This is a genomic window from Bombilactobacillus sp. ESL1197, from assembly GCF_058107145.1.
Genome location: NZ_JBYLTY010000002.1, coordinates 249,015 through 266,889 on the forward strand (window position 1 = coordinate 249,015; position 17,875 = coordinate 266,889).

The following is a 17,875-nucleotide window of genomic DNA, read 5'->3' on the forward strand; positions in this document are numbered from 1 at the left end:
TGATATAATATCCTTGCACGAACATGTGTTCGAACAAAAATAAAGATTGAATTAACGCAAATTTTGGTTAAAATATATTTTGCTGAATTTTATCTGGTCTTTTTTTGATGGTGCTTTTGTAAATAATAAACTAAGCCGATGTGGACGAGATTTTCATCATGATGCATGAGCCGTTTAATATTCGGCCAGTGCCGCACGTAGACGACGATGGTCACTAAAACAGCTGCAAATAAGAAATAAGGGTCATGGGTGCGCCAAATTAAAATGGTTAAGACGGGTAGAGAAATCAAACTGGCTAAACTGACAGTACTACTTATTAAGACGATAATGGCGAATAAACTAAAAGCTACGCCGAATAAGGGTGGGTTATAAGCTAGTAAAATGCCTGAAGCTGTAGCGACTGCTTTACCGCCAGTAAAATGCATAAAAATAGAATAGCAGTGTCCGATAACTGCAGCTAAGCCCACGACAATCATCCATTGTTTACCAGGAACCTGAAAGAAGACAGGTAAACTGGCTCCCAGTGTGCCTTTGAAAATGTCTAATACTAGAACGGTAATTCCTGGCAAGACGCCAAAGACCCGAAACGTATTGGTAGTACCGATATTACCACTACCGCTGTCTCTAATATCTTGATGAAAAAAAACTTTTCCTAGCACATAAGCTGACGGAAATGAGCCCACTAAATATGCTAAAATAAAACAGATTATGACCTTTAAGAACAAGTGTAAAACCTCCGTTGGATAATGAATAATAATGCCGAAATAAAAGCTGTTGATTAATTGAGTAACCTAGTACTAGCGGTTACTGAATAGCACAAAGTCTGCATGCATTATGCCTATCCCCGGTTGTCCTGAAGAATTTAGCGTAGTTACAAACACACTCTATGAAATAATATTAGGTTTAATCGTACAAGATTTTATCTCGGTCTTGTCTATTTTAATACAAACTAATAAAATATTCTGTTCTTTTTTGAAAGTAGGATTTTATGACGAATAATTATGATGATTCATCGATTCAAATTTTACATGGTTTACAAGCTGTCCGCAAAAGACCGGGCATGTATATTGGTTCGACTGATGCTCGAGGATTACATCATTTGGTGTATGAAATTGTGGACAACGCAGTGGATGAAGCCTTAGCCGGTTTTGGTCAAGAAATTAATGTGACGTTGAACCAAGACGGTTCGGTAACGGTGGCGGATTTTGGTCGGGGGATGCCCACTGGAATGCATGAGTCAGGGATTCCCACCATTGAAGTAATTTTAACCGTCTTACACGCGGGTGGTAAATTTTCTGATAATAGTTATAAGACTTCTGGTGGTTTGCATGGTGTTGGTTCGTCAGTAGTTAATGCTTTATCTCAATGGTTGCAGGTCCGTGTTGTTCGTGAACACGAGGCTTATGAAGAGCGGTTTGAAAATGGCGGTCAGCCCGTTGGTACTTTGAAAAAAGTGGGTCATGTCAAGCAAACTAGTGGAACTACAATTTCCTTTTTACCGGACGCCACTATTTTTCAAACGACTAAATTTAACTTTGATACTTTGGCAGAACGATTACGCGAATCAGCTTTTTTGTTAAAAGGTGTCAAAATTACGTTGACTGATCAACGTGTCCAACCAATTCGCCAAGAAGAATATTGTTATGCGGATGGGATTCAGTCATTTGTTAAATACCTCAATGAAGGTAAAGATGTTATTAAAGATATTTTTTACTTTGAAGATACCAAAAACGATATCGAAGTCGAATTTGCCGGTCAATATAATGATGGCTATTCAGAAAATATTTTATCATTTGTCAATAATGTTCGAACCAGTGATGGTGGTAGCCATGAAGCTGGTATGAAATCGGGCTTAACTAAAGCTTTTAATGAATATGCTCGAAAAGTTGGATTACTCAAAGAGAGTGATAAGAATTTAGAAGGTTCAGATGTGCGCGAAGGTCTGAGTGCAGTTTTGTCTGTCCGTATTCCTGAAAACTTGTTACAATTTGAAGGACAGACTAAAGGTAAATTAGGGACTCCGGAAGCACGAAGTGCCGTAGATAATCTCATTTATGAAAAAATGACATATTATTTACTGGAAAATGGTGATTTTGGTCAAACTTTAGTCAAAAAAGCTTTAAAGGCACGGCAAGCACGCGAGGCTGCCCGCAAAGCCCGAGAAAATAGTCGGGGTAAAAAGAAGAAAAAAGATCAAGGTTTACTATCTGGTAAATTGACACCCGCACAATCTCGCAATCCGCAAAAGAATGAACTCTATTTAGTCGAAGGAGATTCTGCTGGGGGTTCTGCTAAACAGGGCCGTGATCGAAAGTTTCAGGCCATCTTACCATTACGGGGTAAAGTGTTAAATACGCAAAAAGCCAAGTTGGATGATATTTTTAAGAACGAAGAAATTAACACAATGATTTATACGATTGGTGCGGGAGTAGGTCCGGAATTTAATTTAGCCGATAGTAATTATGACAAAATTATTATCATGACTGATGCAGATACTGATGGTGCTCATATTCAAATTTTATTGTTGACGTTCTTTTATCGCTACATGCGTCCTTTAATTGAAGCTGGTCGAGTTTATATTGCTTTGCCACCACTGTATAAGCTACAAAAAGGTCGTGGCGCTAAGACACAAATCAAGTATGCTTGGACAGAAGAGCAATTACGTGCGGGTATTGCTCAGTTCGGTACTGGCTACAGTTTACAACGCTTTAAAGGTTTGGGTGAGATGAATGCGGATCAGTTGTGGGAAACTACGATGGATCCAGAAAACCGGACATTAGTGCGCGTTCGGATTGATGATGCCGCCTTAGCCGAACGGCGCGTAACCACGTTAATGGGGGATAAAGTTGCTCCTAGACGACAATGGATTGAAAATAATGTCAAATTTAATCTAGAAGATGATGTGAGTTTAATTGATTCCACCAATCAAGCAGCAATTGCAACGACTGATTTGAAAAAGCAGTTAAATCATAAGCAAGGTGAGTGAACAAATTGAGTAAAGATTCACGAATTCAAGAACTATCCTTAGAAGAAATTATGGGTGATCGCTTCGGGCGTTATTCGAAATATATTATTCAAGAACGAGCTTTACCAGATGTGCGTGACGGTTTAAAGCCTGTCCAGCGGCGTATTTTATACGCGATGAATATTGATAATAATACCTATGATAAAGCCTTTAAAAAATCGGCCAAATCGGTTGGTAATGTTATGGGAAATTTTCATCCGCACGGCGATAGTTCCATTTATGAAGCCCTAGTGCGGCTCAGCCAAAACTGGAAATTGCGGGCACCATTGATTGAAATGCACGGTAATAACGGTTCAATGGATGGTGATCCTCCCGCAGCGATGCGTTATACTGAAGCGCGTTTGAGTAAAATTGCGCAAAAAATGTTACAAGACATTGATAAAGATACTGTTGATATGGTTTTAAACTTCGACGATACGCAAGAAGAACCCACGGTTTTACCAGCGCGATTCCCCAATCTTTTAGTTAATGGAGCCACTGGGATTTCGGCAGGTTATGCCACGGAAATTCCGCCACACAATTTGGGCGAAGTAATTGATGCCACGATTGCTTTAATTGATAATCCGGCTTTAACCTTGGAACAGGCCATGCAATATGTAAAAGGTCCAGATTTTCCCACTGGCGGCATTTTACAAGGAGTCGATGGTATTAAACAGGCTTATGAAACCGGTCGGGGGCGCGTGGTTTTGCGTTCCAAAACAAAAATTGAAGCCTTAAACGGCCATCGTAGTCAAATTGTGGTCACCCAGATTCCGTATGAAGTTAATAAAGCGCAGTTAGTTAAAAAAATTGATGAAGTGCGCTTGCTCAAAAAAATTGACGGGATTGCTGAAGTGCGTGATGAGTCTGACCGACACGGTTTATCCATTGTCATTGAATTAAAACGTGATGTGGACGGTCAGGGTGTTTTAAATTATTTATATAAAAATACGGATTTACAAGTCACTTATAATTTTAATATGGTGGCTATTTCACAAATGCGACCACAGCAGTTAGGTCTATTACCAATTTTAAAAGCTTATGTTCAACATCAACAAGAAGTGGTACTGCGGCGGACGCAATTTGATTTACAAAAAGCACAACGGCGTTTGCATATTGTTGATGGCTTAATTAAAGCCTTGTCGATTTTAGATCAAGTAATTCAGACCATTCGTGCCAGTAAAAATAAACATGATGCGCAACAAAATTTAATGGCGGCTTATGATTTTAGTGAGCAACAAGCCAGTGCGATTGTGGCTTTACAGTTGTATCGTCTAACTAATACTGATGTTTCATCTTTACAAAAAGAACAAGCTGATTTACAAGCAAAGATTGCGCAATTTCAAGAAATTATTCAACAGCCACAGGCTTTACTGCACGTCATTAAAACGGAATTAGAAGAAACCAAGCGAGAATTTGCGACGCCACGTTTAACGGAAATTCAAGCTCAAGTTCAAGAGTTGAAAATTGATCGCCGGGTCATGGTTGGTAATGAAACAGTGCGGGTTTTGGTGAGCGAACAAGGTTATTTAAAACGTAGTAGTTTGCGTTCCTACCAAGCTTCGAAATTAACTGATAATGGTTTACAAAAAGATGATGTAATAGTTTTAGATCAAGAAGCTTCAACGCTTGATCATCTGTTTTTATTTACTAATTATGGTAATTTAATTTATCGGCCGATTCATGAATTGGCCGATGTGCGTTGGAAAGAAACTGGGCAACATTTATCGCAAACTTTTACTTTACAAAAAGATGAAATTATTTTACGGGCTTTTATTTTTACCGATCTAAAGCAAACGGGTAACTTTATTCTAGCAACTAATGATAGCTATATTAAGCAAGTTAACTTTCAAGATCTTTTACCTGGCCGCACTTATCGCACCAAGCCACTGACGGCCATTAAGTTGCACGCAACGACTAGTCAAGTGGTTAATGTTATTTATCAGGTCCAATCAGTAGCTACAGGAGTTGTCTGTTGGACTAACAGTGCGTATGCCTTGCGTTTTTCTTTGACCGAAGTTCCAGTGGTGAAAGCTAAAGCTGCCGGAGTGAAATTAATCAAGCTCAAAGCTAATGAAGTGGTAGTCAATTGTGAAATTTACGCTGAAAGTGAATTGGAACAGCTTGATGTGGGCATTTTGACGCAACGGGGTGCCTTTAAAAGAATGAAATTAACCGAAATTCCTGTGGCCAATCGTGACCGCAGAGGCGTATTAGTTTTACGAAAATTAAAAAAAAGTCCACATTTCATAAAATTTGTTTCTTTATTTGCTAAAAATGATATATTAGAAGTTGAAACTAAAAATCATTATTGGAACCAACTTAAATTAGCTGATTTTACAAAAGTTGATCGTTATTCTAATGGTTCATTTGTAATTGACGTTGAAAAGAATGGACCGATAATAAAAACAAAAAAGATAATTCAACAGCAGCTTGCTGATGAAGACTAAGTGAGGTAGATTTATGACTGTTAGCAATGATGATTTTACACGGGTATTTACTTCTAAATCATTAAGTTATTTTGCTAAGTTAGCAGATAATCTGAATTATACGAAGACCGCACGGTCTCTAGGAATAACCCAACCAGCTTTAACCCAACAAATTAAGAAAATTGAGCGGAACATTGGGACGCCTTTGTTTTATTCAGTTGGCAAACAAATTCATTTAACCGATGCTGGACGAATTTTACTCAAATCAGTCCAAGAAGTTTATGGAACAATGATAACGGCGATTGATAAGATTCAAAAGTCCACCTTATCATCGACCGGTTCGATTAAAATTGGTTTATTGTCAACGATTGAAGATAGTGTGATTGAAGATTTTATTATTCGTTATAATGATTTACAACCAGATGTTGTTTTAGAGACATTATTGTTGACACGCCGGGAATTATGGGACAGTTTGGAAAACAACCAAATCGATTTGGCAATTATGTATTTGCCAGATGATTCTATTAAAAATTGGCGTCCTTACAGTACCAAGAAAATTATGAGCGAAAATTTAGTATTGCTCAATGATAATCCGCAATGGCAAGATGGCCGGATTTTACAATTAAGGGAAACCACGGTGAAGTCATGGGTGAGTTATCCAAGCAATTACTATTTAACTGAATTATTGCGGGAACAATTTAAGAATCAGTTGGTTGATCCGCCTCATTGTATTGCACGTTTTTCTTCACCAGATCAAATTTTACATTTTGCACAGCAAAAGGGGATTTACGCAGCTTTTCCTGAAAGCTATGTCATTGCTAATGACGCCCAAATTACGTTACAAAAAAATTACATTGAACCAGCAATTGATTTTGAATTAGACTTTATTTATCGTAAAGAAAAGTCTAGTATTCCACGCATCGAAACTTTCCTGAAAGCTTGGGATAATTATGTGACGGATGTTACCTACGAGCAACGGTTAAAAGACGCTGCGCAAAAATAAATCCTTTTTGTTTTGTTAAGAAATTTTGTGCGAAAGGTTTGATTGCGGTAATTACGTATTATAATAAAGATAATTAAATCCATTTTGGAGGGGATATTGTGGCAAAAGAATATATTTTTGGACACCAAAATCCAGATACTGATGCAATTGCAGCAGCAATTTCTTATTCATATTTACAAAATAAGTTAGGTTTAGATACGCAAGCCGTGGCTTTGGGCGAACCGAATGACGAAACAAAATATGTGTTAGCTCATTTTGATCAAGCAGCACCTAAAGTGATTACAACAGCCAAGCCAGATGTTGAAAGCGTAATGTTGGTCGATCATAATGAAGCCCAACAAAGCGTTAGTGACATCGACCAGGTAACAGTGACGCATGTAGTTGACCATCATCGGATTGCTAACTTTGAAACAGCAGGTCCCTTGTATTATCGGGGCGAGCCATTAGGTTCGACGAATACGATTTTATGGAAAATGTATCATGAAGCGGGAGTAGAAATTCCGGCAAAAATTGCTGGTTTGATGATGTCGGCTATTATCTCTGACACTTTGTTGCTAAATTCACCGACTACGACTGATACTGATCGGCAAGCAATTGAAGATTTAGCACAGTTAGCCCATGAGGATTATCATACTTATGGGATCACAATGCTAAAGGCCGGAGCTAATATCGCGGATAAATCAGCAGCTGAATTAATTGACGCTGACGCTAAGAGCTTTGAAATGGGTGGTCAAGCTATTCGGATTGCGCAAGTTAATGTAGTTGATATGGAAGAAGCAGTGGCCCGACAAAGTGAGTTTGATGAAGCCATGGCTGCTAGTTGCCAAGCAAATGGTTATGCACTATTTCTATTGGCCATTACTAATGTTTTAAATAGTGATACAACGCTAATTGTGAATGGCGATACAACCCTAATGCCGAAAGTAGAAGCTGCTTTTAACCAGAAGTTAACTCAAGGTAAGATGCATTTACCAGGAGTTGTTTCACGGAAAAAGCAAATTGTTCCGCCATTACAACAACAATTTTAAAGTACGCCATAATAAGAAAGAGGAGACAAGTTAATTGTCGAATCTTATTTTTTTGAACCAAAATATTCGAATTACGTTGAACTTTGTTATAATTAAGCCAATCTTGATTAAAGGGGAATTATTATGGATCAAACACAAAAACTAGCTATTTTAGAAAAATTAATCAGTTTTAAATCGGTTAATGATCACGAAAAGCAAGTTGCTCAATATTTGCAATCATTATTAACTAAAGCTGGTATTGACAGCCAATTGGTTCCTGTTGCTGGCGATCGGGCTAACTTGGTAGCTGAAATTGGTTCCGGCAAGCCAGTTTTAGCGATCACTGGACATATGGATGTTGTAGATGTGGAATTAGATAATTGGCAGACGGATCCATTTAAATTAACTGCTAAAGGCGATAAGTTGTACGGCCGGGGTGCAACTGATATGAAAGCTGGTTTAGCAGCCTTGGTGATTGCTTTAATTGAACTTAAAGAAAGTGCTACACCAATTAACGGGACGATTCGTTTACTAGCCACGGCTGGTGAAGAGGTTGGTCAACAGGGAGCACAAGTTTTATTTGAACAGGGATATATGAAAGATGTTGATACTCTATTAGTAGCGGAACCATCGGGTTACATGGCTCCTTATGCTAGCAAGGGTGAATTAGATATCCATTTAAATTCAATTGGTAAAGCGGCTCATAGTTCAATGCCTCAGTTTGGTAATAATGCTGTGGAACATTTAATTAATGTCTTGCAACAGATTGAACAAAAGGTTAAGCCTTTGATGGCAGCGGCGCATAATGAAGTACTCGGAGATACGGTCTTTAATATTGATGTAATTCATGGTGGTAGCCAAGATAATGCTATTCCGGGCTCTGCTTATGCAGTGTTAAATATTCGAACGATTCCTGAATTAGCCAATCAAGAAATTTTGACAGCCATTAAAACTGTCATTGCTGATTACAATCAGGCTACCACAGGGCAAATTTCCATGGATGTTAATATGGATATTATTCCTATTTTGGGCAATCCAGATGCAAAAATCATCAAGTTGATTCAACAAGTTGCAGTACCATTTGAAAAGAAGTATTACCAAGAGGCTATGAGTGCTGCTGATTTAGCACAGAAACAGCAAGCCAGCCAATTAATGAATTTGGAATTGGCAACTGATAAAATCATTCCCGTTGGTATTTCTGGCGGGACGGATGCTTCTAAGTTACTGTTTGATCATCCAACGGGTGCTAATTACGTCATGTTTGGTCCCGGTAATGATAATCCGCATCAAGATAATGAATATGTTTCACAGACCATGTATTTACAATTTGTAGAAATTTACAAACAATTGTTTACAAAATTTTTTGGATAAATAATAATAATGAAAAAACATTTTTTAAGTATTGATGTTGGCGGTACCAATCTCAAATCCGGTTTGATTGATTTAACAGGCCAGCTGCACGAACAAACAACCGTTCCGACCGTGACCACTGACTTGCAGGCTTTTATCCAGCAATTGCAATCTATATTGGATCGTTTTGCAGGTCAGTATCAAGGCGTGGCTTTCAGTGTACCGGGCAAAGTAGCACATCCTTCGGAGCAAATTAGTGGTGGAGGTTTACTAAGCTTTTTAGATCAGCAATCACTGCTACAATTGTTGCATGTAGATGAGGGCGTCGTTATCACTGTCGAAAATGATGGGAAAGCCGCCGCTTTAGCAGAAATGTGGTTGGGTAATTTACAAGGCATAGCGAATGGTGCAGCGATTGTGTTAGGTTCCGGAATCGGTAGTGGCTTAGTTTTAAATCATCAACTTTTTTATGGGCAGCATTTTCAAGCTGGTGAAATCAGCTTTATGTTACAAAACCAGACCGCTACTTTGGACAATTTAAGCGGCAAGAATTGTTCGGCAGTTTTGATGATTAAGACCATTGCGCAGCAATTAGGTTTAGCTGATTTAACTGATGGTCGACAAGTGTTTGCTGCCATTCAGGCACAAGATACCAGAGCTACAACTATTTTTCGGCAATATTGTCAAAATGTAGCGTTACTCTTGTTAAATATGCAAGCTGTTATTGATGTGCAACGCTTTGTCATTGGCGGAGGAATTTCTGCACAGCCGCTTGTTACCACTACTATTCAACAAGAATTGCAAGATTTACGGACACAATTACCGATTATTGAGCAAACTTTAGCAATGCCAGAAGTAATGACTAGTAAATTGCAGAACGATGCGAATTTATATGGTGCCTTGTACCATTTATTATTGGTCACCGGACAAGTTTCTGAGCATTAAATTTGTTTTTTTGTTTAAAATATTGTTAGATATATTAATTGTAAGAATAATATTGGAGGCAAAATGATGAAAATTGCAGTTATTGGTGCAACAGGTATGGCAGGATCTGCATTAGTACAAGAAGCTTTGACTAGAGGACATGAAGTGACTGCCATTAGCCGGACCCAAGCTAAGTTAGCGCAGTTAGCTAAAGATTTGCAAAATGTCAATTTGAAAATTTTGGCACAGGATGCCTTTGCTTTAATGCAAGCTGATTTAATGCAGTATGATGTCGTGATTGATGCATTCGCTTGTGCTCCAGACCAAGCTTATCTACACGTTGATTTAGCCACTCACTTGATTGCTGAGACCCGGCAATTAACCAAACCACGCTTAGTGTTCATTTTAGGAGCTGGTAGTTTATTAACCGGTTCAGATCAGCATTTATTTGTGCGGGATATGGAAAAAGATCCAGCTAATCAGGCGTTTATCAGTGTGCCACAGAATCAATTATCCGAATTACAATTTTTACGGACGGTTGATAATGTTGATTGGGTTGGTATTTCACCGGGAGTTAACTTTGTTGCTGGTGCGGCCACTGAATTACAATTAGGTCAGGATGAGTTGCTATTTAACCAACAGGAAGTTTCGCAAACTACTGCGGGGACGATGGCGGTTGCGGCCTTAGATGAAATTGAGCAACCACAGCATCAACAAGAACGTTTTACAGTAATTAATCGTTAATCATAATTATTAATTAAAGACTAGGACAGGGCAGGCTAAAAATAGTCAAGCTACGCTTTTGTTTTCAAAAATTCAAAACATTCTAACCAACACTCAATACTCAAATTAAAGTTTTGATTATTGATAGATTATATTTAGCTTGTTTGGTTTTTGGAAGTGTCCCAGTCTTTTTTTGTACGATGAAACTTTTTAGAAGTCATGCTATTATTAAGACAACATCATAGCTATTTTTTCAATTCATTAAGCGTTCATCTAAGAGACGGTGAAGAAGGGAAGAGATTCAATTGGGTTTACCAAAACCTTTAAAGAATTCATTGAGTTTGACACAACCAGGACCCAAAAATTTAATTACTGATGTACCTGGCGTATTGGTTGGGCAAACGACCATTCAAACCAACCATTTGCAGACAGGTGTAACAGCAATTATTCCGGCTTCTGGTAATGTGTTTCGGCAAAAATTAGTCGCTAGTTGTCATGTGATTAATGGTTTTGGTAAAAGTACGGGTTTAGTTCAAATTAAGGAATTGGGTACTTTAGAAACACCGTTAATTTTGACAAATACTTTTGCTGTGGGAACAGCTTATACTAGTTTGGTGAAGTATATGTTGCAAAATAATCCAGAAATTGGTACGACGGCGGGAACTGTTAATCCGGTTGTTTTAGAATGTAATGATGGCAAGATCAATGCTATTCGCGCTTTAGGAATCAAAGAAGCTGATGTCCAAGCAGCTTTAAAAAACGCCAGTCCCGACTTTTTGGAAGGAAATGTTGGCGGTGGCACAGGAATGCGCTGTTATAACTTAAAAGGCGGGATTGGTTCAACTTCGCGGCAAATAATGATTGATCAAAAACCCTTTATGTTAGGAGTCTTGGTAATGGCCAATTTTGGCTTTTTAGAAGACTTGACTATTTACGGTCAACCCATTGGTCAACAATTAGTGCAACACCGCAATTTACCGGAAAATGGTAGTATTATTACAGTGATTGCCACTGATATTCCGTTTAATGAACGTCAATTGCAGCGTCTAGCTAAGCACTCTAGTGTTGGTATTACCCGTAGTGGTTCGTTTGCTGGTAATGGTAGTGGTGAAATAACGCTTGCTTTTTCTACAGCAAATCGTGTGGATCATTTTGCTCAACAAGAATTAAGTGTTCAACAAGCCATTAATGATACGCAGATGGATCGCTATTTTCGAGTCATCGTCGATACGGTTAACGAGGCTATTTTAAGTGCATTGGTTCATGCCCAAACAGTGGTTGACCGCCAGGGTCAACCTTGCTTTAGTTTACGTGATGCGCTGGTTAACTTGGGTGCTGATAACCAAATGGCGCAAGATTTATTACGAGATTTAGGATTAAAATAACTAATCATAGGAAGTGATATTAATGGCCTCTTCAACCCGCGATTTATTAAATGCCGGTAATACGACGATTAATAATGTATTATTGACAAATATTGGTCATTTAAATATGACTGGTGATGAGTTTTTAGTTTGGGTCAATTTAAGAATGTATCAGGAACAAGGGATCCAGTTTCCGGCGACGGATGATTTGATGCTTAATACTGGTTTCAGTGCAGAAAAAATTTATCAATTAATTCAGAGCTTAATAGATAAAAAAATGTTAAAAATCGTGTCGCAGACTAAAGCTAATTCTGTTTATCAAGATGCCTATGATTTAACACCAGCATATGAACGATTATTAAAGCAATCAGTGGAGACTGCTGAAAAAACGTCACAACAGGCAAATCTAAGTCAGAGTCTACAAGTTAGACAACGCTTATTTCAACAAATTGAAGTGGAGTTTGGGCGACCACTATCGCCAATTGAACAAGAAACTATTCAAGAATGGCTAACGAAAGATCATTATGATTACCAATTAATTCAATTGGCTTTAAAAGAGGCAGTTTTAAACCAAGCTTATTCTTTAAAGTATATGGATCGTATTTTGCTAAGTTGGGAAAAACATAATATTAAAACGGCTGCTCAATTACAACGTCAAAAAGAAAATCTGGAGGGGTACTAATGTTGCTTGATGACGCACAAATTCAAACAGCGTTGTTATTAATTATTCAACAGTACCCCAACGCTGCACCAAGTTTGGTCGCAAAATCAAACTTTCAGTATTTAATTGCTGTCATGTTAAGTGCGCAGACAACTGATAAAGCAGTTAATCAAGTTACGCCACAGTTGTTTCAACTTTTTCCCGATGAACAATCTTTAGCACAAGCGACTATTTTACAGGTTGAGTCCGTGATTAAGACTCTAGGACTTTATCATAATAAGGCACGCAATCTGATTAAATGCGCTCAGCAATTAGAACAGAATTTTGCGGGACAAGTTCCTACTAATAAAGCGGATTTAATTACTTTAGCAGGTGTAGGTACTAAAACAGCGAATGTTGTTTTGAGTGATCGCTTTAATGTTCCCGCTTTTGCCGTAGATACGCATGTCAGTACGATCGCTAAACGGCTACATTTTGTTGAACCCACTGCTACAGTTCAGCAGGTGGAACAACGGGTGACTCAAGCGTTAGCTAAACAATATTGGACAAAGGCGCATCATGCGTTGATTGATTTTGGACGTGAGTATAATTTTCATCGTGAACAACAAATTAAAGATTTACCGGTGGTGCGATTATGCGACCAATGGGTGACAGCTGAAAATAAAAGCTAGAGATAATAAAAAAGGGTTTTGATTGACACTAGTGATTACTAGTCTGAATCAGAACCCTTATTTTTAATTTATTGTGGATTAGTAGTAGCAGGTGGTGTTGCTGGCGTAGTTGGGGCAGTATTACCAGGACTCACGGAACCGGTTGTCGGATTAGTCGTGGTGTTGTTAGTAGTATTATTATTAGAACTAGATGAGCTACTATTATTATGAGAATCATTAGTAGTTTCATGATTATTATTGGTGTCTGGTTGATTACTGGAGGCACTATTGCCGTCAGTAGTATTAGTGGAACTTTCGCTGGAACTGTCAACTTCAGAGTCATTATTACCAGTACCACGATTGGGAATCACAGCATCATTATCTTCAGCATTAGTTAGAGAACTATGACCGGTATTATGCCGTGCTGGTGGTAAGTTCTTTGGCCGCTTACTACGTAAATATAAAACATTAGTCCCACTGACACGTACGACACTATGTGGTTTTTTCCAATCTGAATTGGTTTTGGAAGCAGCCAGATAGCGCATTAGACGTTGGTAAACTTGACCGGCAATTTTTTGCTGATTCTGGTCAACGCCGGCTTGACTCGGATTATCAAAGCCCGTCCAAACGCCAATTGCGTAATGCTTAGTGTAACCGGCAAACCAAGAATCCTTGGCGGTATTACTTAAAGCTGGATTTCTCGCTAGTTCAGTGTCGCTATAATTAGTCGTACCGGTTTTACCAGCTTGATGTAAGCCACTAATATAAGCTTGAGAACCCATTCCACTAGGTTGAACAACGTCCTTTAAAATATCGGTAATCATATAAGCAGTCCCGGTACTCATGACTTTTTTACTAGTAGTATCATAATCGTGGACTAAACCATCTGTTGTTTGAATTTTGGAAATATATTGTGGCTGATGATAAGTTCCGCCGTTAGCAAAAGCGCTATATGCGCTTGCTAATTGTAAACTGGAGACGTCACTACCGATACCAGCCGAGAGACCTTGTTTATACGGAACGTTAATCCCCAAATTGTTAGCAAATTTTCGTGCTTTGTTAAAGCCGACAGCTTGTAGAGTTTTAACAGCGGGTATGTTACGCGATTGGGCCAAGGCAGTTCTAATTGTCATTGCGCCATCGTAAGAATGATCCCAATTCTGTAAAGCAATGCTAGTACCAGGATAAGTGTAAGGTTCATCCGTAATAATATGGTTAGTACTCCATTTTAAATTTTGAATTGCGGGACCATAATCTAGGATCGGCTTCATTGTGGAACCGTTACTACGAGTAGTTTGCACTGCTCGATTCAAGCCTAATTGAACATTACCTAATTTACGACCACCAATCATGGCTACTACAGCTCCAGTATTCGGATCAACGACCGAAACGGCAGTTTGTAAATGTTGACTATTAAATAAGCCATAGGCATCATTATTAACTAAATCATAGAGATATTTTTGGGCTTTTAAATTCATATTAACGGTGATTTTTAGATTATCGCGATAAGGATCTAAGCCCTTGGCCTTGGTTTCTTGGATGACTTGTTTAATATAAGAATCCACAATCATTTTATTTTCACCGACCCCAGAATTAGGCCGATAAGGTTTTAAACCTGTAGTGATAGGAGTTTGTTGGGCTGCTTGTAATTGGCTAGCGGAAATTTTGTGATTGTCATACATGGCTTGTAAGACACTGTCACGTCTTTTTTTTGCCGCCTGAGGATTGCTATAAGGATTATAGTTATTAGGGGCTTGAGGCATGCCAGCTAGTAATGCAATTTGCGGTAGTGTTAATTGATTTAACTTCTGACCAAAGTAATACTGTGCCGCTGTTTGAAAACCATAGGTGCCATTAGCTAAATAAACTTTATTCATGTAATATTCTAAAATTTGATCCTTAGAAAAATTACGTTCAACTTTTGCGGCTAACCAGACTTCTTGCATTTTACGTTTAATCGTTTGATCGGATTTTTTAGTGGAGAAGACTGACAATTTGATTAATTGTTGAGTCAAAGTACTACCACCTTGTAGTTGTCCGCCTCGTAAATTGTTAACGGCCGCCAACAAAATTCGAATCGGATTCACGCCGAAATGCTCTTTATAAAAGTGCCGATCTTCAATCGAGACCACAGCATTGCGCATATTTTGTGGCACCTTATCAATAGTGACGTAAGTCCGATTTTGGTTACCTAAAGTAGTAATTTCGTGCCCGTGCTGGTCGTAAATACTGGAGGAACCACCACTTTGTAAAACTTCAGAATTAATTTTAGGTGCACTCAAACCATAATAAATAAAAATGGCAATTAAAATTGCCATGATTGCAATAATTAAAGAAACGAACAGTTTAATAATGGAATGCTTGTGTTTGGGAGTTTGATGATAGCGTGCTAGGCGTGAATCATTCATATAATTATAAATCCTCCTGGGCTGCTTGAATTAATTGTTGACAGGCTTGTAAATAAGGTAGAATAGGATTATAGCCTGCTTGAATTTCAATAGAATTTTGTTGAATAAAAGTGAACGTCATAGATTTTTTGCCGCCCTGTTTGGCCTGAGCCCAAAATTTAATTAATTTGTGGGCGGGTAAAATAAAATAGCGACCTAGAGTTACAAATTTAATAATAACAAAACAGATCCCCTTTTGCTGTAAACATTGGTCTAAGTGCTGAATCTGATGTTCATGAAAGTTACTTAGTGGAAAAGAAGTTTTGTGGCGCGTTTCTTTGGCTTCAAAATCAATATAGTATCCTTGATAAACGCCATTATAATCCGTCGTTGAAGCTTGTCGAAAATAAGCTTCTTTGATGACCGCGCGGCTGCGCTTAGGATAATCAACTTTCACAATTTGAATAGGAGTAGGTTTTTTATAAATGACTGCTAAATTATGATGACGATAATAATTATTACTTTCGTTAATTTCTTGTTCTAAGGTCATCCCCCGGTCACCAAAGATTGTTGGTTGATTAATGGCTGACTTGTGGGGAGAAATTCCTTTGGGATAATTGATAGTCAAGTTAAGTCACTCCTAGTCGATGAATATTATAGCATGCTTAAAGTTCTGTGTTAGGAAGAATGGATTAAAATGCAAACAATTCAAAATTTATGGATTAGCGGCTACCGTGCTTTTGAATTACAAATTTTTAAAGCCGATGATCCCAAGCAAAAAGTTTTAGAAGCTTTTTTAGTCAAACAATTATTAAGTTATTGTGATCAAGGCTTGCAGTGGGTTTTGACGGGCGGCTATTTGGGAGTCGAGCAAGCAGCGGTTCGTGCGGTGCAAGATCCTAGCTTAAAAGCTTACCAATTAAAAGTAGCGGTCATCTTACCATTTCAGGGCATAGCGGATCGTTGGAAGGAAAAAAATCGGCAAGTATATGCCCAAACTTTACACTTAGCTGATTATCACAATAGTGTGAGCCATCAATCATATCACACTCCACAGCAATTTAAAAATTGGCAGCAATTTATGCTAACACATACTGATGGCAGTTTTTTAATTTATGATCTAGAGCATCCCGGTAAAAGCCAATATGAATATCAAGCTATCCAACAGTACCAACAGCAGCACGACTACTCGTTAAAATTAGCTAGTTTTTATGATTTACAGGATTTTGTAACTGATCAACAGGAATTTTAAGAAAAACTAAAAGTGATGTAGTTTTTTTGTGTGGTTCCCAAACTTTTTGCTATACTTGTTAAGTAAGATAGGGGTGTAAGCCAAATGAAAGAAATCAAACTAGATCCAAAACAAATTGTTGAAAAAAGATTCAAAAATGCAGTTCATGGCTACAACGGTAAAGACGTTGATGCTTTCTTGGATGAAGTTATTCAAGATTATGAGGCTTTTGCTGCTAATATTGAAGAGTTAAAAACTAAAAATCGGGAATTAACTGAAAAATTAGAGCAAGCTCCCGCACAACCCAAAGTCGTTCAGCAACGCTCAGTGGAAGCTGAGTCAGTAGTTACACCAGAAGCCACGAGTGAAACTTCTGCACCGGGAACTACCAATTATGATATTTTAAAACGTTTATCTAATTTGGAACGACACGTTTTTGGACAAAGTGTCGAGCCACGAACTACTAATAATTATGCCTCAACCAACACTACAACAGCGCAACAACCAATTATTCATTCTAGTGAACAATTACGAGATCAAAATAATTAAACAATTAGTCTGGTAATTAAATTTAAAATAGCGTATGATAATAAGAGCAGGTTTTGAGTAATCGCTGCTTGTTTGAAACAAGTTGAGGAAAGTCCACGCCGGCACAGGCTGCAATGCCTGTAGTGTTCGTGTTCAGCCCAATAAGCTGGAGTATTCATTTATTTGAATAACGGCGATGAAATGGCTAAGGTCAATGGCTAAGTCAAAGTAATCTGAAAGTGCCACAGAAACGCAATTTTTTGGAAACAAAAAAATGGAACGGGTAAACCCCGCGAGCAGGAAACCCAAACTTTGGTAGGGGAGTTTTGACACGGGAAATTAAACTCACGTCAAAAACACATTTTGTGTAGATAGATGATTACTGAAAGTCAGTTTGGTCACACTGACTGGAACAAAACGTGGCTTATAGAAACCTGTAGGCCAAAAGAGGCGGACGTTAAGTTCGCCTCTTTTTTTAGAAATTGAAATAAAAACCTATGCCAACGTGTATGACTTTTTGGTCTTAATGGTCTGTAATTGCGTTAAATGGCAGAATAGCTTGACGTAGTCAGTATTATTTTGGGTTCGAACCTAATTTTTAAAAATTAAACTGG

At 38.2% G+C, this 17,875-nt stretch carries 15 protein-coding genes and 1 other RNA gene; 13 read left to right on the forward strand and 3 right to left on the reverse strand.

The annotated features are described in order from the left end of the window. Window positions 1-89: 89 nt before the first annotated feature. Window positions 90-725, reverse strand: coding sequence for a glycerol-3-phosphate 1-O-acyltransferase PlsY (gene plsY, locus AC3B6B_RS06860; protein WP_489757948.1), 636 nt, complete (start codon window positions 723-725; stop codon window positions 90-92). Window positions 726-988: 263 nt separating this feature from the next. Between plsY and parE the strand changes: the two genes are divergently transcribed. The 10 genes from parE (at window position 989) to AC3B6B_RS06910 (ending at window position 13,136) form a co-directional block, all read left to right on the forward strand. Further along, a complete protein-coding gene (gene parE, locus AC3B6B_RS06865; protein ID WP_489757949.1) occupies window positions 989-2,986 on the forward strand; it encodes a DNA topoisomerase IV subunit B in 1,998 nt (665 codons plus the stop codon). A 5-nt stretch (window positions 2,987-2,991) separates the two neighbouring features. Beyond that, the gene (gene parC / locus AC3B6B_RS06870) at window positions 2,992-5,454 is read left to right on the forward strand and encodes a DNA topoisomerase IV subunit A (protein WP_489757950.1); all 2,463 of its coding nucleotides are present in this window, start codon (window positions 2,992-2,994) and stop codon (window positions 5,452-5,454) included. A 13-nt stretch (window positions 5,455-5,467) separates the two neighbouring features. Further along, window positions 5,468-6,436 carry a LysR family transcriptional regulator gene (locus AC3B6B_RS06875; RefSeq protein ID WP_489757951.1) on the forward strand — a complete coding sequence of 323 codons (969 nt, stop codon included), beginning with the start codon at window positions 5,468-5,470 and terminating at the stop codon, window positions 6,434-6,436. A gap of 98 nt (window positions 6,437-6,534) precedes the next feature. Continuing rightward, window positions 6,535-7,464: a manganese-dependent inorganic pyrophosphatase gene (locus AC3B6B_RS06880; RefSeq protein ID WP_489757952.1), complete on the forward strand. Its 930-nt coding sequence runs from the start codon at window positions 6,535-6,537 to the stop codon at window positions 7,462-7,464. Between the two features lie 123 nt (window positions 7,465-7,587). Further along, window positions 7,588-8,814 (forward strand): ArgE/DapE family deacylase, encoded by a 1,227-nt coding sequence (locus AC3B6B_RS06885; RefSeq protein WP_489757953.1) that lies wholly within the window; start codon window positions 7,588-7,590, stop codon window positions 8,812-8,814. A 9-nt stretch (window positions 8,815-8,823) separates the two neighbouring features. Then, window positions 8,824-9,738, forward strand: a complete 915-nt coding sequence (locus tag AC3B6B_RS06890; protein WP_489757954.1) for an ROK family protein — start codon at window positions 8,824-8,826, stop codon at window positions 9,736-9,738. A gap of 66 nt (window positions 9,739-9,804) precedes the next feature. Further along, window positions 9,805-10,461: an NAD(P)-dependent oxidoreductase gene (locus AC3B6B_RS06895; protein ID WP_489757955.1), complete on the forward strand. Its 657-nt coding sequence runs from the start codon at window positions 9,805-9,807 to the stop codon at window positions 10,459-10,461. 284 nt (window positions 10,462-10,745) lie between these two features. Then, entirely contained in the window at window positions 10,746-11,825 is a 1,080-nt protein-coding gene (locus AC3B6B_RS06900; protein WP_489757956.1) for a DmpA family aminopeptidase, read from the forward strand. Window positions 11,826-11,847: 22 nt separating this feature from the next. Further along, complete coding sequence (locus AC3B6B_RS06905; protein ID WP_489757957.1) at window positions 11,848-12,486, forward strand: DnaD domain-containing protein; 639 nt, start codon at window positions 11,848-11,850, stop codon at window positions 12,484-12,486. Next, complete coding sequence (locus tag AC3B6B_RS06910; RefSeq protein WP_489757958.1) at window positions 12,486-13,136, forward strand: endonuclease III domain-containing protein; 651 nt, start codon at window positions 12,486-12,488, stop codon at window positions 13,134-13,136. The genes AC3B6B_RS06905 and AC3B6B_RS06910 overlap by 1 nt, the downstream gene beginning before the upstream one ends. A 68-nt stretch (window positions 13,137-13,204) precedes the next feature. Here AC3B6B_RS06910 and AC3B6B_RS06915 read toward each other — a convergent pair whose 3' ends face one another. Together AC3B6B_RS06915 and recU are read right to left on the reverse strand one after the other, a co-directional pair. After that, complete coding sequence (locus tag AC3B6B_RS06915) at window positions 13,205-15,523, reverse strand: transglycosylase domain-containing protein (protein ID WP_489757959.1); 2,319 nt, start codon at window positions 15,521-15,523, stop codon at window positions 13,205-13,207. 4 nt (window positions 15,524-15,527) lie between these two features. Continuing rightward, a complete protein-coding gene (recU, locus tag AC3B6B_RS06920; protein ID WP_489757960.1) occupies window positions 15,528-16,130 on the reverse strand; it encodes a Holliday junction resolvase RecU in 603 nt (200 codons plus the stop codon). A gap of 69 nt (window positions 16,131-16,199) precedes the next feature. On the opposite strand from recU, the gene AC3B6B_RS06925 reads away from it, so the two are divergent. The 3 genes from AC3B6B_RS06925 to rnpB all read left to right on the forward strand — a co-directional run bounded on the left by AC3B6B_RS06925 (window position 16,200) and on the right by rnpB (window position 17,693). Continuing rightward, window positions 16,200-16,754, forward strand: coding sequence for an SLOG family protein (locus tag AC3B6B_RS06925; RefSeq protein ID WP_489757961.1), 555 nt, complete (start codon window positions 16,200-16,202; stop codon window positions 16,752-16,754). Between the two features lie 84 nt (window positions 16,755-16,838). Further along, complete coding sequence (gene gpsB / locus AC3B6B_RS06930; RefSeq protein WP_489757962.1) at window positions 16,839-17,282, forward strand: cell division regulator GpsB; 444 nt, start codon at window positions 16,839-16,841, stop codon at window positions 17,280-17,282. Between the two features lie 49 nt (window positions 17,283-17,331). Further along, window positions 17,332-17,693: RNase P RNA component class B (gene rnpB / locus AC3B6B_RS06935), an RNA gene on the forward strand. The last annotated feature ends 182 nt before the right edge of the window (window positions 17,694-17,875 follow it).

What these genes read in the sequence shown, in the direction of transcription:
- parE (WP_489757949.1), top strand. Translation starts at nt 989, where the DNA reads ATGACGAATAATTATGATGATTCATCGATTCAAATTTTACATGGTTTA.
- AC3B6B_RS06875 (WP_489757951.1), top strand. Translation starts at nt 5,468, where the DNA reads ATGACTGTTAGCAATGATGATTTTACACGGGTATTTACTTCTAAATCA.
- AC3B6B_RS06885 (WP_489757953.1), top strand. Translation starts at nt 7,588, where the DNA reads ATGGATCAAACACAAAAACTAGCTATTTTAGAAAAATTAATCAGTTTT.
- AC3B6B_RS06890 (WP_489757954.1), top strand. Translation starts at nt 8,824, where the DNA reads ATGAAAAAACATTTTTTAAGTATTGATGTTGGCGGTACCAATCTCAAA.
- AC3B6B_RS06895 (WP_489757955.1), top strand. Translation starts at nt 9,805, where the DNA reads ATGAAAATTGCAGTTATTGGTGCAACAGGTATGGCAGGATCTGCATTA.
- AC3B6B_RS06905 (WP_489757957.1), top strand. Translation starts at nt 11,848, where the DNA reads ATGGCCTCTTCAACCCGCGATTTATTAAATGCCGGTAATACGACGATT.
- AC3B6B_RS06910 (WP_489757958.1), top strand. Translation starts at nt 12,486, where the DNA reads ATGTTGCTTGATGACGCACAAATTCAAACAGCGTTGTTATTAATTATT.
- AC3B6B_RS06915 (WP_489757959.1), bottom strand. Translation starts at nt 15,523, where the DNA reads ATGAATGATTCACGCCTAGCACGCTATCATCAAACTCCCAAACACAAG.
- AC3B6B_RS06925 (WP_489757961.1), top strand. Translation starts at nt 16,200, where the DNA reads ATGCAAACAATTCAAAATTTATGGATTAGCGGCTACCGTGCTTTTGAA.
- gpsB (WP_489757962.1), top strand. Translation starts at nt 16,839, where the DNA reads ATGAAAGAAATCAAACTAGATCCAAAACAAATTGTTGAAAAAAGATTC.